This is a genomic window from Serratia sp. JSRIV001, assembly GCF_019968745.1.
Taxonomy (GTDB): domain Bacteria; phylum Pseudomonadota; class Gammaproteobacteria; order Enterobacterales; family Enterobacteriaceae; genus Chania; species Chania fonticola_B.
Genome location: NZ_CP074147.1, coordinates 5,316,881 through 5,331,802 on the forward strand (window position 1 = coordinate 5,316,881; position 14,922 = coordinate 5,331,802).

A 14,922-nucleotide genomic window follows, 5' to 3' on the forward strand; every position below is an offset into this window, starting at 1 on the left:
GTAATACCCTGCCTTTCTTATTACTCCCTCACTTTCCGAAGTTGTATGGGCTAACTACATACTTCGGACAGCGCCCTCTCCCTGTGGGAGAGGGCTGGGGTGAGGGGCTATTTACCGGTGTAAACACCAGGTGCGACCGGGATCATTTTCGCTACAGGTTTACCATTCAAATGGTCGACGGCGGCATCAATTGCCTTGGCTCCCATTTGGTCTGGGTATTGGCGGATAACTGCCACGAAGGTCTTGTCGCTGTCGACGGCGTCGCGAGCCTCTTTCATCCCGTCGAAACCGATGATCTTGATATTGTCGTTACGCGCGGATTTGGCGGCGATCACCGCAGCCAGCGCAGCATCATCACCAAAACCAAACAGGCCGTTCAGATCCGGGTGTGCCTGCATCATGTTCTGCGCTACGGTTAACGCTTCCGCCCGGGTGATGCCGGTTTGGATCGCCACAATCTTCACGTCTGGCGTATCAGCCAGCCCTTTCTTGAAGCCGTCCACGCGTGCCACCACCGATTGCAGCGCCGGATAATCGATAATCGCTACCTTGCCTTTACCGTTGAGCAGTTTGCCCATCAGCTTGCCCGCTTCGACACCACCGGCGTAGTTGTCGGTAGCCACGTGAGTGACCACCGGCACGCCCTCGGCGGCCACATCAACGGTAATCACCGGAATACCGGCTTTCTCCGCTTTGATAATCGCCGCCTGTACGCCTTTGGAATCCACCGGGGAAATAATAATGGCGTCGACCTTCTTGGTAATAAAGTCTTCTACGTCGGAGAGTTGTTTATTCAGATCCTGATTGGCAATGGAAATATTCAGCACCACGTCGTCTTTCTTGGCTTCCGCTTTCATTGCGTCGGCCAGATCAATATAGAATGGATGCTGTTGCGTCAGCAGCGATGCGCCAATTTTATATTCCTTGGCTAACGTTGACTGCGAGAATACTGCCAGTCCGATGGCCAGCACGGAGCCTAACACCTTTAATTTATGCATGATCTATCCTCAGTTTTTATTATTGCTGCTTGGTTTTTCTTACTGTTTTGTAGGGAACTTATTAATATTTACAGCTGACCTTCACAACCACATACGCCAATCACTTTTTCCACCACCCGTTGCATGGCGCTTTTCGCTGGCTGCATATAATGGCGCGGGTCATTGGCATCAGGATGCTGGTGGAAATACGCTTTCAGGGCATCCGAGAAAGCGATTTTCAGCTCGGTAGCCACGTTGACCTTACAGATGCCTAAACTGATACAGCGGCGGATATCGCTATCGCTCAGGCCAGAAGCCCCGTGCAACACCAGCGGCACTTCAACGCGATCGCGGATCTGTTCCAGGCGGGCAAAATCCAGCTTGGGTTCGGACTGGTACAGGCCATGCGCGGTACCGATAGCCACCGCCAGCGAATCGATCCCGGTACGGGCAACAAACTCCACCGCCGCCTCTGGAGAGGTGTAGATAGCGTCTTTCCCCTCCACGATCAGATCGTCTTCCTGGCCCCCCAGGCGGCCTAGCTCTGCTTCAACGCTAGCGTCGTAGCGGTGGCTGTACTCTACGATTTGTTTGACCAGTGCCACGTTTTCTTCAAAAGGAAAGTGAGAGCCGTCGATCATTACGGAACGGATCCCGGCGTTGATCTTATGGAAGATATCGGCGGGTTCTTCGTGATGATCCAAATGCAGCGCCAGCGGGATCTGATACTCGTGCGCCAGCGCCTTGACGATCATGATGATGTTTTCCAGCCCGCCGTAGCGGTAAGTGCCGGTCGTTCCCGCCAGGATCACCGGCGAACGATACTGTGCAGCGGTTTCGACCACCACCTGCAAGGTTTCCAGGTTGTGGATGTTGAATGCCGGCACCGCGTACCCTTGCTGCTGCGCTTTCTGCAGCATGTTTTTGCTTGAAATGATGTACATCGATTCTCCTCGATCCCGCATCTGATACCGCAGTCGGTAATTACAAAATGAAAACTTATTCGGACAAACTTTCTAAGTGAAACCGAATATAGAGATAAAATGCGCAAAAAAGCGTGACAGGGATCGAAGATTATCAAATAACTTTCAAAACGTAACTTAACAAGATGGTAATTACGAAACATAAGGCATGTTCCGGTATTTGCGCGCTTAAGATCGCCATGCCACGAGTATACCCCACCCGAAAATAGCATCTAACATTATGAATAATAGTAAAAATATATGCTTGTTCGTTCACCCATCGCAGACTTTCAAAATAACGAAAGCCTGCGTGGGTATTACTTTCAATTAGAAAGTATGAAGGATATAGTAGCCCCTATTACCGTTTAACGATGGGGGCAAATGTGCCCAGAAAGTCATCTAACCTGCTGAAACGCAGATTGAAAATTGCTGAAATCGTCGGCCTGCAGGGGGAGATCAAGGTCGAAGATCTTTCTGCCCAGTTGGGGGTTTCCGGCGTGACGATCCGTGGCGATCTCAGCTACCTTGAACAACAAGGCTACCTCAAGCGATCCTTTGGCGGAGCCATTGCAACCCCAACACAGCCGTTGGCGGCGCCGATCGACCCAGGGCTCGCCCTGCCCCCGCTCACGCTGGCTAACCAGTTGGAAATCGCCCGCCACTGCGCCAGGATGATTGCCGATCGCGATACGCTGTTTCTCGGCCACGGCGACATCTGTCGCAAAATCATCCCGTTCCTGAGCGGCCTGAAAAAGCTGCGGCTGATCGTCAATGACCTACAGCATGCGATCCTGGCCGATCAGTTTTTGGACGGTGAAATTATCGTCGCAGGTGGGGAGTTGATCCGCTCACATACCGCGCTCAGCGGTAAAGCGCTGGATAATGTGATCCAACAGTTCACCATCAACCACTGCATTCTCGAGGCCAGCATTACGGACAGCTCCGGCATCCTGAATATCGACCAGCCGCTGTTGGCGTCCCACTACCAGCGCTGCCTGGACAAGGCGCAGAATAAAACCGCCATCATTACCCATTTGCCCATTCAGGCCAGTGCGATCGGGACTATCGGCCACCTCAGCCAGGTGGATAATCTGGTGACCAACCGTGGCGTGAATGAACATTATCAGCAGCAATTATTCGAATCCGACTTCAGCATCCGCTACACCAATAACGAATGTTTTACCTGGGCCAACCGGGAAACGATCGGGGAATAAAGGGGCACTTATGTCAGTTAGCATCTGCACGATGGGTGAGTTACTGGTTGAATTCCTTTCAAAAAATTATAATCAGGGATTCACTCAGCCAGGCGAGTTTCTTGGGCCGTTCCCCAGCGGGGCACCGGCTATCTATGCCGCTCAGGTGGCGCGGCTTGGCTTTGGCTCCACGCTGTTTGGCTGCGTGGGCAACGACGATTTTGGCCGCCTGAATATCGAGCGCCTGCGTCTGGAAGGCGTGATCACCGACGGCATCAGCGTGATCGACAAGGCCCCGACCGGCACGGCATTTGTCAGCTATCGCAACCCGCTGGAACGCGATTTTATCTTCAATATCCCCAACAGCGCCTGCGGCTTCTTTACCGCCGACCATATCGATCTGGGCTTGCTGAACCAGTGCCAACATTTCCACATTATGGGTTCTTCGCTGTTCTCATTCCGCATCATCGATGCCATGCGCCGGGCGATCCAGATCGTCAAGGCCAATAAGGGGACGGTGTCGTTCGATCCCAATATTCGCAAAGAGATGCTCAATATCCCGGAGATGAGCCAGGCCTTCGATTACATCCTCGAATATACCGATATCTTCCTGCCGAGCGAGGGAGAAGTGCACCACTTTGCCAGCAGCAAAAATCAGCAGGAAGCGGATATCGTGCAGGAACTGTTGGCCAGCGGCGTGAGCCATATCGTGATCAAGCGGGGCCAGAAAGGGGCCAGCCATTACCAGCAGCAAAACGGCCAGACGCAGGAGCTACACACTCCAGGCTATAGCAGCAAGATGGTCGATCCGACCGGGGCAGGCGACTGCTTTGGCGCTACCTTTGTCAGCCTGTTCCTGTCCGGCTTCAGCGCAGAAAAAGCGTTGCAGTATGCCAATGCCAGCGGTGCCCTGGCGGTGTCCCATAAGGGGCCGATGGAAGGGTTATCCAGCCTGGCGCAGATCGAGCACTTTATTGCACAACAGGCGTAAATCCCATCAACCGGCCAGCCTTTGGCCGGTTTTTTATCCCGATTGCCCACATAACGGCTTGGCAAAACCGTCCCTTGTCGTAAAATCCCCTCCTTTGCCAATCCATAACCGTAAACCCCTTGGAGGCACGGATGGAACAACGCTTTGTTCAAGCTAACCGCGAAGCACGCTGGGCACTGGGCCTGACGCTGCTTTACCTGCTGGCCTGGTCGCTGGCGGCCTATCTGCCAGACAGCAACGCCGGGATCACCGGGCTGCCACACTGGTTCGAAATGGCCTGCCTGCTGGTACCGCTGCTGTTTATAGGCCTGTGCTGGCTGATGGTACGCGGCATCTTCCGCGATATCCCCCTGGAGGATAGCGATGCAAACTGAGGTCATTCTGCCGCTGGTTGCCTATCTGTTGCTGGTGTTTGGCCTTTCGGTGTATGCCTATACCCGTCGCCAAAGCGGTAACTTCCTGAGTGAATATTTCCTCGGCAACCGTTCGATGGGTGGCTTTGTGCTGGCCATGACGCTGACCGCCACCTATATCAGCGCCAGTTCGTTTATTGGTGGACCGGGTGCCGCCTATAAATACGGCCTTGGCTGGGTGCTGCTGGCGATGATCCAACTGCCCGCCGTCTGGCTTTCACTTGGCGTGCTGGGGAAAAAGTTTGCCATTCTGGCGCGGCGCTACAATGCCATCACCCTTAACGATATGCTGTTCGCTCGCTATAAGAGCCGTTTGCTGGTGTGGCTAGCCAGTCTAAGTCTGTTGGTCGCCTTCCTTGGGGCGATGACGGTCCAGTTTATCGGCGGCGCCCGTCTGCTCGAGACTGCGGCGGGCATTCCTTACGACACCGGCCTGCTGATATTTGGTATCAGCATTGCGCTGTACACCGCGTTTGGCGGCTTCCGTGCCAGCGTGCTGAACGATGCCATGCAGGGGCTGGTGATGCTGATAGGCACGATATTACTGCTGGTTGCGGTGATCCACGCGGCAGGCGGCTTGCACAGCGCGGTTGATAAGCTGCAACAGATCGATCCGGCGTTGGTCTCACCGCAAGGCGGCGATCAGATCCTCAGCCTGCCGTTTATGGCTTCGTTCTGGATCCTGGTGTGCTTTGGCGTAATTGGCCTGCCGCACACCGCCGTGCGCTGTATCTCGTATAAGGACAGCAAAGCCGTGCACCGTGGCATTATCCTCGGCACCATCGTGGTGGCAATTCTGATGTTTGGTATGCACCTTGCTGGCGCCCTGGGCCGTGCGGTACTGCCAGATCTGAAGATCCCCGATCAGGTGATCCCAACGTTGATGATCACCGTGCTGCCGCCGTACGCCGCAGGGATCTTCCTGGCCGCACCGATGGCAGCGATCATGTCGACCATTAATGCGCAACTGCTGCAATCCTCAGCCACGATCATCAAAGACCTCTATCTGGGCGTACGTCCTCTGCAGATGAACAATGAGAAGATGATCAAACGCTTCTCCAGCCTGACTACGCTGATCCTCGGATTGCTGGTGCTGCTGGCCGCATGGCGTCCGCCAGAAATGATCATCTGGCTGAACCTGCTGGCATTCGGCGGCCTGGAGGCCGTATTCCTGTGGCCGTTGGTGTTGGGCCTGTACTGGGAACGTGCCAACGCGCAAGGTGCCCTTAGCTCAATGGTCACCGGTGCGTTATGCTATACGCTATTAGCCAGCTTCGGCCTGCAACTGGCCGGATTGCATCCTATTGTGCCTTCGCTGTTACTCAGCCTGTTGGCGTTTTATCTCGGTAACGTCTACGGCGAAAAACGCCAGTTGGCGTCGTCCTTATCTTCTTGAGAGAATTGTTATGCCTTGGATCCAACTAAAACTGAACACCACCGGCAGCCAGGCAGAAGACCTGAGCGATGCGTTGGTTGAAAGCGGCGCGGTGTCGGTCACCTTTCAGGACACCCACGATAATCCGGTATTTGAACCGCTGCCGGGTGAAACCCTGCTGTGGGGCGATACCGATGTGATCGGCCTGTATGATGCCGAAAGCGATATGGCCGAAGTGGTCGCCATACTGGAACAGCACCCGTTGCTGGGCAACGGTTTCCGCCACAAAATCGAACAGTTGGAAGATAAAGACTGGGAACGTGAGTGGATGGATAACTTCCACCCGATGCGTTTTGGCGAGCGCCTGTGGATTTGCCCAAGCTGGCGTGACGTGCCCGATCCAGACGCGGTGAACGTCATGTTAGACCCAGGCCTGGCGTTTGGTACCGGCACACACCCGACCACCGCGCTTTGCCTGCAATGGCTGGATGGATTGGATCTGGCCGGTAAAACCGTCATCGACTTCGGCTGTGGCTCAGGCATCCTGGCGATTGCCGCGTTAAAACTCGGTGCCGCCCGCGCCATTGGTATCGACATCGATCCCCAGGCCATTCAGGCCAGCCGCGACAACGCGCAGCGTAACGGCGTTTCAGAGCGTCTGGAGCTGTATCTGCCAAAAGACCAGCCAGCCGACCTGCTGGCCGATGTGGTGGTGGCAAACATTCTCGCTGGCCCGCTGCGTGAACTGGCACCGTTAATCAGCGACCTGCCAAAATCCGGCGGCTATCTGGGCCTGTCAGGCGTACTGGCGACTCAAGCCGCCAGCGTAGCCGAAGCCTATCAGGATAAATTCACTCTCGACCCGGTGGCCGAGCGCGAAGAGTGGTGCCGCATCACCGGCCAACGCAACTAGTTACATTTTCCCCGCCTGCCAAAAACCATCGGAAATTTAATCAGTTCCGGTGGTTTTGTTCTTTTCCTAAGGATCCGCCAGTTTATCCCGGCACTTGCTGGGGGTATTCTCCTGCTCGGAGTGAAGGTAGCCCGCAGCATATGAGCCGCCCACCCAGGATAATTGGTATTTTCATTGGACAAGGATTAGGAAATGAAAGGAAAAATGTTGCTTGCCGCCCTGTTGGCCGCCAGCTTCTCTATCGGTGCCGCAGAGCATGCTCATTGGGGCTATGAAGGCCAGGAAGACCCGGCGCATTGGGGCAAGCTTTCACCCGATTTTTCACTGTGTGAAACCGGTAAAAACCAGTCCCCGGTCAACATCCAGGGCGCGCTGAAAACCCAGCACGGCAAACTTGAGCTGGCTTTCCATCCGGGCAAACAGCAAATCGTCAACAACGGGCACACCATTCAAGTCAACGTCAGCGAAGGTAACACCCTACGGCTGGATAACGACACCTTCACGCTGCAGCAGTTCCATTTCCACGCCCCGAGCGAAAACGAGATCGACGGCAAGCAGTTCCCACTGGAAGCGCACTTTGTCTACAAGGACAAAGACGGTGCCCTGGCGGTGCTGGCCCTGATGTTCCAGCAAGGTAAAGCCAATCCGCAACTGGCGCAGGCCTGGCAACAAATGCCTACCGCCGTCGATCAGACCGCCGTGCTGAACAAGCCGTTGGATATCAAAGCGCTGCTGCCGAAACAGTTTAACTTCTACCGCTTCAGCGGTTCACTGACGACGCCCCCCTGCTCCGAAGGGGTCAGTTGGTTGGTGCTAGATCAGCCTGTAAGCGCTTCTGCCGAACAGATTAGTCAATTCCACTCGGTAGTGCACCATAACAACAATCGTCCGGTACAGCCGCTCAACGGCCGCGTCATCGTCGATTGATTCTTGCCTGCGACAACTACCGCTGCCCTCACTGGGGTGGCGGTAATTCCCAGCATCATTCTTGCCGATTTGTCAAAGTATTAAGCTGACAATGTTACAAATAACCTGATGTTACGATCTGTTATTACCGGCGCATAAAGATAAAATCCTGTCGTTAGTGGAATATTTTAGCGCACAAAAATCAAGCAAAATCACACAACCAATTGTTAAATAAACATAATATTTTTACCAATGGAGGATAAGCGCACTTTTATTGCCCAATAACTGTCGATTGGTTAAAGTTTGGCCTTTCATCTGAATGAAAAAATGCGTAATATACGCGCCCTTGCGGACACAGTATGGTCAGTCTTTGTCTATGCGCATTGGACACCACCAGTTAACAAATTGCCTGATTGCGGCCCCGATGGCCGGCATCACAGATCGCCCATTCAGAACCTTATGTCATGCAATGGGTGCTGGGATGGCTGTATCCGAAATGCTCTCCTCCAACCCGGAGGTGTGGCGCACGGATAAGTCACGTCTACGTATGGTACATAGCGATGAACCAGGGATCCGTTCCGTGCAAATAGCCGGATGTGATCCTGATGATATGGCCGCCGCGGCGCGCATTAATGTGGCCAGCGGTGCACAGATCATCGACATCAATATGGGGTGCCCAGCCAAGAAAGTGAACCGGAAGCTTGCAGGGTCTGCGTTACTGCAGTACCCGGATCTGGTTAGACAGATCCTCCTCGCGGTGGTTAACGCGGTGGATGTGCCGGTAACACTTAAGATCCGAACCGGCTGGGAACCAGAGAACCGTAACTGTGTAGAAATTGCCCAACTGGCCGAAGATTGTGGTATACAGGCCCTGACGATTCATGGCCGAACCCGTGCCTGCCTGTTCAACGGCAACGCGGAGTACGACAGCATTCGGGCAGTTAAGCAGAATGTTTCCATTCCGATTATCGCGAATGGCGACATTACTGACCCGCATAAAGCCAGAGCAGTGCTCGACTACACTGGGGCTGATGCCCTGATGATAGGCCGTGCTGCTCAGGGGAGACCCTGGATCTTCCGGGAAATCCAGCATTATCTGGACACTGGGGAGCTGCTGCCACCGATGCCACTTGGCGAAGTGAAGCGCTTGTTAATAGGGCATATTCGGGAATTGCACGGCTTTTACGGCCAAGGCAAGGGATTCCGGATTGCTCGAAAGCACGTCTCTTGGTACTTACAGGAGCATGCCCCTAATGACCAGTTTCGGCGCACATTCAACGCCATAGAGGATGCCAGCGAACAGCTGGAGGCGTTGGAGGCATATTTCGAAAATCTTAGCGTAAAAAAAGAGCTGACAGAACTATGTTCGAACAACGCGTAAATTCTGACGTACTGACCGTTTCAACCGTGAACTCACAGGACCAAGTGACTCAAAAGCCTCTGCGTGACTCGGTTAAGCAAGCACTGAAGAACTATTTTGCTCAACTGAACGGTCAAGACGTTAACGATCTGTATGAGCTGGTACTGGCTGAAGTTGAACAGCCACTGTTGGACATGGTGATGCAGTACACCCGTGGCAACCAGACCCGCGCTGCCCTGATGATGGGGATCAACCGCGGTACACTGCGTAAGAAATTGAAAAAATACGGCATGAACTGATAACAATCAGTTAAGATGTTGAAAAAAGGCGCTTTTACCTCATTCGGTAAGCGCCTTTTTCTTTTATCATACTGGCCTGTCAGAAACGCCAGGTGGCCGACAGGTTACCCGCTACCGAGTCATAGCCAGAACGGAACAGATCGCTCTCTACCCCCAAGCCCAGCTCCACATCCCTATTGATTTGGTAACGAACCCCGGCTTTCACCCCCATGGAGTCACGCCCAGTCACCTGATTCTTGTTGCTGAAGCTTGCCGCCCGATAGTTGGCGAAAGAGGCTTCTTGCGACACATCGCCATCCAACAACTCATGATCCCAGGTAAGTTGCAGATCGGCAGCAATAGCCGCGCCCGAAGAGAGCGGAAGATCCCAACTGCTGTTGACCCCAATGCTGGAGCGCAGAGAATCATAAGTGCTCGAACCTAGCGCCAGGCGGCTACTGTCGTTGCCGATTTCCGTCACGCTTGGGCGATGCAGGGTTGTGTAATTCAGTGCGGCCACAGGGCCAGCGCTCCATTGGTCATTCAACGCCCAACGATAACCGCCACCAGCAGCAACAGAACCCGCCAGGCCGGTCCAACTGGCATGTTGGCTCGCTTGATAAGTCTCGACGCTGATGCTGCGATCCAAACGGCTATCTTCAATGCCAAACCGGCCATTGCCGAATAAATACATCCCCGCTTGCCGATCGACAGCATAACGAGCCTGGATACCCAGATCGAAAGCCGTGGTTTTACCGGTGGCGTTTTCTGGTGATTTGACCGTTACCGATTGCCCACTAACCGCACCATGGAAACCATAAACCCAATCGCTATTCTGCTCACTGCGCTTGTCAGCACCAAAGACTATGCCGTAGCTGCTGGCATCATAGCCAACTTGACTCCCCTGGCGCTGCTGCCAGAAACCGCCACCAAAGGGTATGGCAAAACTATGCCATTCGCCTGCAACCTGCTGCTCTGGCGTATTGGAGGGATGGGAGCCGCTGACGATCCGCGTAATCTGTTGTTCGCGATTAAGAGAGCTGGCGAACATCGCACTGTAGGCTGCGGGCGAAAGCTGCTGCAAAGCGCTGCTGATGCTCCCTCCATCGATAGCAGAAAAGTCCAATGTGCTATACAACGGCTGGATGTCTGCACCCGCGCCCGAAACGATATGGTCCAACGCCTGGCCGACCTGCCAAGCATTATTGTCCTGCGCATACTGACTGTAGGCGTTGTCAGCGCGCAGCATCGCAAGTTGCCAACGATCCTCACCCTGCGGCGTTGCCTGCAAGGTCAGCGTAGGCGAACTGAGTAAGCCGTTCACCGTGCGGAATTCTCCGCTATGCGAGGTGGCTTTCAGCATCTCGCCCGAATCCAGCCGCCAGTCTGTTGCATACCAGTCTGGCTGTGGTGCGAACGTCAGTTGACCATTAAATTCAGCATGGCCATTTACCTGCAAGGTATCGTGTCCACCACGGCCATCGACCTCTAACAGCAACTGCCCATTCTCGCCCTGTTGATAGAGACCCGTGACCTCGATTTGCCCTAGCGAATTACCTGGCGCGAGGATACCGTCATTCACAAAGCGGCCCGCCGGGTTCAAGGTATAATCGCTGTTGCCAGCCAGCGTGGAGCCTGGTGCGATAGACATGCTGTAAATCTGGTGGTGGCCATTAAGCGAAGTTATCCCCCCGCGAGTGCTCAGCGCCAGATTGTCGATACCTTCAATATTTCCCCGATAGTTGAACCGGAAACTGGGGTCTGCCTGATCGGTGGCCTGCCCTTGCAAATTGGCCAGGCGCCCAAAGGTAAACTGGGTCAGGCGCTGCTGGCCATGATCATCCAACTGGTTATAATCCGAGTAGATATTCCCTTCCAACTGGGCACCATTTAACAGATTGATATGGTTGACCAACGCGTTTTGCGAGATATACATCGCCGCACCTTTAGCGGCAACCCGGCCGCTAATATCCGCATTATTGACCAGCGCCCCCTGTAGCTCTGGCAATAATGTTGCAGCCTCCCCGCCAACATAATGTATCCAGGAGCCCCGGTAATCCACATCGTTGCCCAGCAGGTTGTTGCCAAAATCAAAACTGAGGGCAACGCCATTAGCGCCTAGCGCTTGAACATCGCCTCGCTGAATTAGATTATGGTTCTTACCATAAGCAAACATCACGCCGCGGCCATTCATCCCGTCGGCGTAGACGCGAGTGCCAGGCTCAACGTTCAGCGTGTTGTTTTGCCCATCGATACGAATACCTGCCCCACCGGCGCCCTGCGTTAACAGATCCGCTTGCTGGGAGATGTGATTGTTACTGCCGTAAACATGTAAGCCAACGCCCAATGTCGCGGTATTATACTTCCCCGTGATGTAGCCATCGCCCTGCTTGTTACGTAAAAAGTAACCGTGTCGATTAACCAGCGTCTGCCCATCACCGTAGAGCGAAAAGCCGAAGAAATTACGCCGATCGATCTGATAATCCATGTCCTGCAATAACGCCAACTCGGCTTCCATAAACGTGGTGTAGTTGCGGTAATTCTGATGGCTCATCATGCTGTTTTTCAGCTCAATGTGGCTCATATAGTTATCGTCAACCGAGCCATCGTCAGCCAACATTCTCACCGGAATACCAGGCATGGCCCCCGCCAGCACTTCATCCACGTGTTTACCTGCGAAATACCCCTTATCAAGGCGCACATCAAAACCTTGCGGATCCCAGGCGTTATTGCACCCTTCGCAAAGTATGACCTGACCGGGGCGTGCCGGATTTCCATTGTCATCGCGCAGATGTGCAGTCCAGGAACCGAAAGGCATATCGGTGTCAAAAGCTGGGGTAAATGTCCCTTCCCCAGCCCAATCGGTGGCCATATTAGAAATACCCAGCCCATGAGCCAGTTCATGAACGGCAACGCTGACCAGATCCGTTTTTCCGGAGCGAGGTAATTGCGCAGGGACATAGGGAATATGGTCAAAATCCATTTTTCCCATGATAAATTGGCCATGAGAACCGAAGGTTAACTCGCCGGTATCAATACCGTTCAAAGCCCCCTGCAATTGGGTAATGGTGATTACACCATCGGTGACCGATTCGCTGAGGCCTGCAGCGTTCACCTCATCAAAAGTACCTACGTTGATGATGGCAGGCAATTGATCGGGTCTGGGGGTAATGACTTCAGCCCAATACCGCATGGCATCCAGTATTTTTGCTTTCTGCTGGTAATTCAGATCCCAGGTGGACTCAATTGGCTGTGGATAGTCCGGCATAAAAGGGCCATCACCCACATCAAAGAAACGTACCTGGAAGACGGCAACATTATTCGTGTTATAAACCAGGTAACTGTCTGCGGCGTAGCTAGGGTGACTGGCGAAAAAACTGGTTAACGCCGCGGTGATCAAAAGCTTTTTCAAATTAACCATCCTTGTGTACAAATGAAAGGAAATATTTCCTTCCAGTATAGAAAGACATACCTCGTTTAAACAAAGAATCAACATAACTAACAAGAAATACCCAAATAGCCCCCGGATAACCCTTTGTGGACGTATCACCCCCCCACTCTCACGCCCACGTTTTGTGTGGTATAATCGTGAATACGAGAGCCTCCTTCGCTGGCAAGCAGCCGTCCTTCCGAAGTCTGATAGCAGTGCGAACCGCCCTTCGAATGTAAAGGTTTAGTCAACGGCTAAACGATCGTCATGACTGGGTGTCAGAGTATGGTATCGCTATTGAGTCGCTTCTTTATGCGCTACAGGTTTCTACCCCATTTCGCATACAGAGTTGATATGAAGCGTCCACAAACTTTTAAACGTGCATTACTGCACCCTCGCTACTGGCTTACCTGGTTTGGTCTGGCGGTACTGTTCCTGCTGGTTCAACTACCCTATCCCCTGCTGCACAAGCTCGGTGGCTGGATGGGCCGCACCTCTATGCGCTTCCTGAAACGCCGCGTGTCGATCACCCGCCGCAATCTTGAACTGTGCTTCCCGGAGATGGACGAAGCACAGCGCGAACGTCAAATTATCGGTAATTTCGAATCCCTCGGCATGGGCCTGCTGGAAACCGGCATGGCCTGGTTCTGGTCAGATAAACGCGTGAAGCGCTGGTTCAACGTGAGCGGCATCAACCACCTGAAACAGGCCCAGCAAAATGGCCGTGGTGTGCTGGTGATTGGGGTGCATTTCATGTCGCTGGAGTTGGGCGGCCGGGCGATGGGCCTGTGTCAGCCGATGATGGCCATGTATCGCCCACACAACAACAAGGCGATGGAATGGGCACAGACCAAAGGCCGCATGCGCTCCAACAAAGCCATGCTGGATCGCAAAGATCTGCGCGGCATGGTGCAAGCCCTGAAGCGCGGCGAAGCCGTATGGTTTGCCCCCGATCAGGATTACGGCCCACGTGGCAGCGTGTTTGCCCCGCTGTTTGCCGTCGATCAGGCCGCCACCACCAGCGGGACCTTTATGCTGGCCCGCATGGCCAAACCGGCGCTGGTACCGGTCGTACTAATCCGCCGCCCGAAAGGCTGTGGCTACGATCTGCTGATCCAACCGGCGTTAGAAGACTACCCAATCGACGATGAAGTGGCCGCCGCCGCCTACATGAATAAAGTGGTAGAAAAAGAGATCATGCGCGCTCCAGAGCAATATCTGTGGCTGCATCGCCGCTTCAAAACGCGCCCTACGGGTTCGCCTTCACTGTATTAAACTCGCTTTCAGGGGTGCCACTTCTGGTACCCCATCCCCCTCGTGCATTTTGTGCTCTCTTTTGAAAAATTCACAGACCCGTTTTTAACTCTGCTGTAACATCCTTTTTTACCCGCTCAGGAAAAGAAATGATGAAAACGCAGGTTCGTCTTGCTCTGATTGGTGATTACCGCAGCGAAGCCGTTGCCCACCAGGCCATCCCCGTCGCTCTCCAACTTACCGCCTCACACCTCGATATTGATATCCAATCCCAGTGGCTCCCCACAGAATCTTTGACCGATGTCTCTGTCCTGCAGGATTATGATGCTATCTGGGTGGTCCCTGGCAGCCCCTATCGCAACGATGGCGGCGTCTTTATGACGATCCGCCATGCTCGCGAGCAGAACATCCCCTTTCTAGGGTCTTGCGGTGGGTTTCAATATGCGGTGGTGGAATATGCACGCAATGTGATGGGTTGGCACGATGCTGGCCACGCGGAGACCGATAGCGGGGGCCGCTTGGTGATCGCACCGCTGAGCTGTTCACTGGTTGAGAAAACCGGCACCATCCTGTTTCAGCCAAACACGCTGATCGCCCGCGCCTATGGCAAGTTGGAGACTCACGAAGGCTATCACTGTAACTTTGGTGTTAACCCTGAATTTGTGGCGGATTTGGAGCAACACCCACTGATCATTAGTGGGCATGACATTGAAGGCGATGTGCGCTCGGTGGAACTGCCAGGGCACCGTTTTTATGCCGCTACCCTATTCCAGTCAGAACGTGCAGCGTTACGTGGGGATCTTTCCCCACTGATTGTGGCCCTGATCCAGGCCGCTCGATAAGCCTTGCCGGGGGCTAACCCAGCCCCCT

The 14,922-nt window shown here is 53.9% G+C and carries 13 protein-coding genes; 10 read left to right on the forward strand and 3 right to left on the reverse strand.

Features of this window, described 5'->3' with window-relative positions; translation table 11 throughout:
• Positions 1–107: 107 nt before the first annotated feature.
• Entirely contained in the window at positions 108–998 is an 891-nt protein-coding gene (locus KGP17_RS24655) for a substrate-binding domain-containing protein (RefSeq protein WP_094981532.1), read from the reverse strand.
• A gap of 68 nt (positions 999–1,066) precedes the next feature.
• The gene (locus KGP17_RS24660) at positions 1,067–1,921 is read right to left on the reverse strand and encodes a tagatose bisphosphate family class II aldolase (protein ID WP_021180778.1); all 855 of its coding nucleotides are present in this window, start codon (positions 1,919–1,921) and stop codon (positions 1,067–1,069) included.
• A 401-nt stretch (positions 1,922–2,322) separates the two neighbouring features.
• Here KGP17_RS24660 and KGP17_RS24665 point away from each other — a divergent pair, with 401 nt between their 5' ends.
• The 8 genes from KGP17_RS24665 to fis all read left to right on the forward strand — a co-directional run bounded on the left by KGP17_RS24665 (position 2,323) and on the right by fis (position 9,389).
• On the forward strand, positions 2,323–3,153 hold the full coding sequence (locus KGP17_RS24665; protein WP_223498542.1) for a DeoR/GlpR family DNA-binding transcription regulator: 831 nt from the start codon (positions 2,323–2,325) through the stop codon (positions 3,151–3,153).
• 10 nt (positions 3,154–3,163) lie between these two features.
• Positions 3,164–4,123: a sugar kinase gene (locus KGP17_RS24670; RefSeq protein ID WP_071681558.1), complete on the forward strand. Its 960-nt coding sequence runs from the start codon at positions 3,164–3,166 to the stop codon at positions 4,121–4,123.
• A 131-nt stretch (positions 4,124–4,254) separates the two neighbouring features.
• On the forward strand, positions 4,255–4,497 hold the full coding sequence (locus KGP17_RS24675; RefSeq protein WP_024486310.1) for a YhdT family protein: 243 nt from the start codon (positions 4,255–4,257) through the stop codon (positions 4,495–4,497).
• Positions 4,487–5,932 (forward strand): sodium/pantothenate symporter, encoded by a 1,446-nt coding sequence (gene panF / locus KGP17_RS24680; RefSeq protein ID WP_094981536.1) that lies wholly within the window; start codon positions 4,487–4,489, stop codon positions 5,930–5,932. The genes KGP17_RS24675 and panF overlap by 11 nt, the downstream gene beginning before the upstream one ends.
• Positions 5,933–5,942: 10 nt before the next feature.
• Positions 5,943–6,824: a 50S ribosomal protein L11 methyltransferase gene (prmA, locus tag KGP17_RS24685; RefSeq protein WP_223498543.1), complete on the forward strand. Its 882-nt coding sequence runs from the start codon at positions 5,943–5,945 to the stop codon at positions 6,822–6,824.
• A gap of 192 nt (positions 6,825–7,016) precedes the next feature.
• The gene (locus KGP17_RS24690; protein WP_223498544.1) at positions 7,017–7,751 is read left to right on the forward strand and encodes a carbonic anhydrase; all 735 of its coding nucleotides are present in this window, start codon (positions 7,017–7,019) and stop codon (positions 7,749–7,751) included.
• Between the two features lie 355 nt (positions 7,752–8,106).
• Positions 8,107–9,111 carry a tRNA dihydrouridine synthase DusB gene (gene dusB, locus KGP17_RS24695; protein ID WP_059199012.1) on the forward strand — a complete coding sequence of 335 codons (1,005 nt, stop codon included), beginning with the start codon at positions 8,107–8,109 and terminating at the stop codon, positions 9,109–9,111.
• Entirely contained in the window at positions 9,093–9,389 is a 297-nt protein-coding gene (gene fis, locus KGP17_RS24700) for a DNA-binding transcriptional regulator Fis (RefSeq protein ID WP_000462905.1), read from the forward strand. The genes dusB and fis overlap by 19 nt, the downstream gene beginning before the upstream one ends.
• Before the next feature lie 79 nt (positions 9,390–9,468).
• Here fis and KGP17_RS24705 read toward each other — a convergent pair whose 3' ends face one another.
• Positions 9,469–12,789 carry an autotransporter domain-containing protein gene (locus KGP17_RS24705; protein ID WP_223498545.1) on the reverse strand — a complete coding sequence of 1,107 codons (3,321 nt, stop codon included), beginning with the start codon at positions 12,787–12,789 and terminating at the stop codon, positions 9,469–9,471.
• 363 nt (positions 12,790–13,152) lie between these two features.
• Here KGP17_RS24705 and lpxP point away from each other — a divergent pair, with 363 nt between their 5' ends.
• Positions 13,153–14,073 (forward strand): kdo(2)-lipid IV(A) palmitoleoyltransferase, encoded by a 921-nt coding sequence (gene lpxP, locus KGP17_RS24710; protein ID WP_059199014.1) that lies wholly within the window; start codon positions 13,153–13,155, stop codon positions 14,071–14,073.
• Positions 14,074–14,204: 131 nt separating this feature from the next.
• Positions 14,205–14,894, forward strand: a complete 690-nt coding sequence (locus KGP17_RS24715; RefSeq protein WP_094981542.1) for a CTP synthase — start codon at positions 14,205–14,207, stop codon at positions 14,892–14,894.
• The last annotated feature ends 28 nt before the right edge of the window (positions 14,895–14,922 follow it).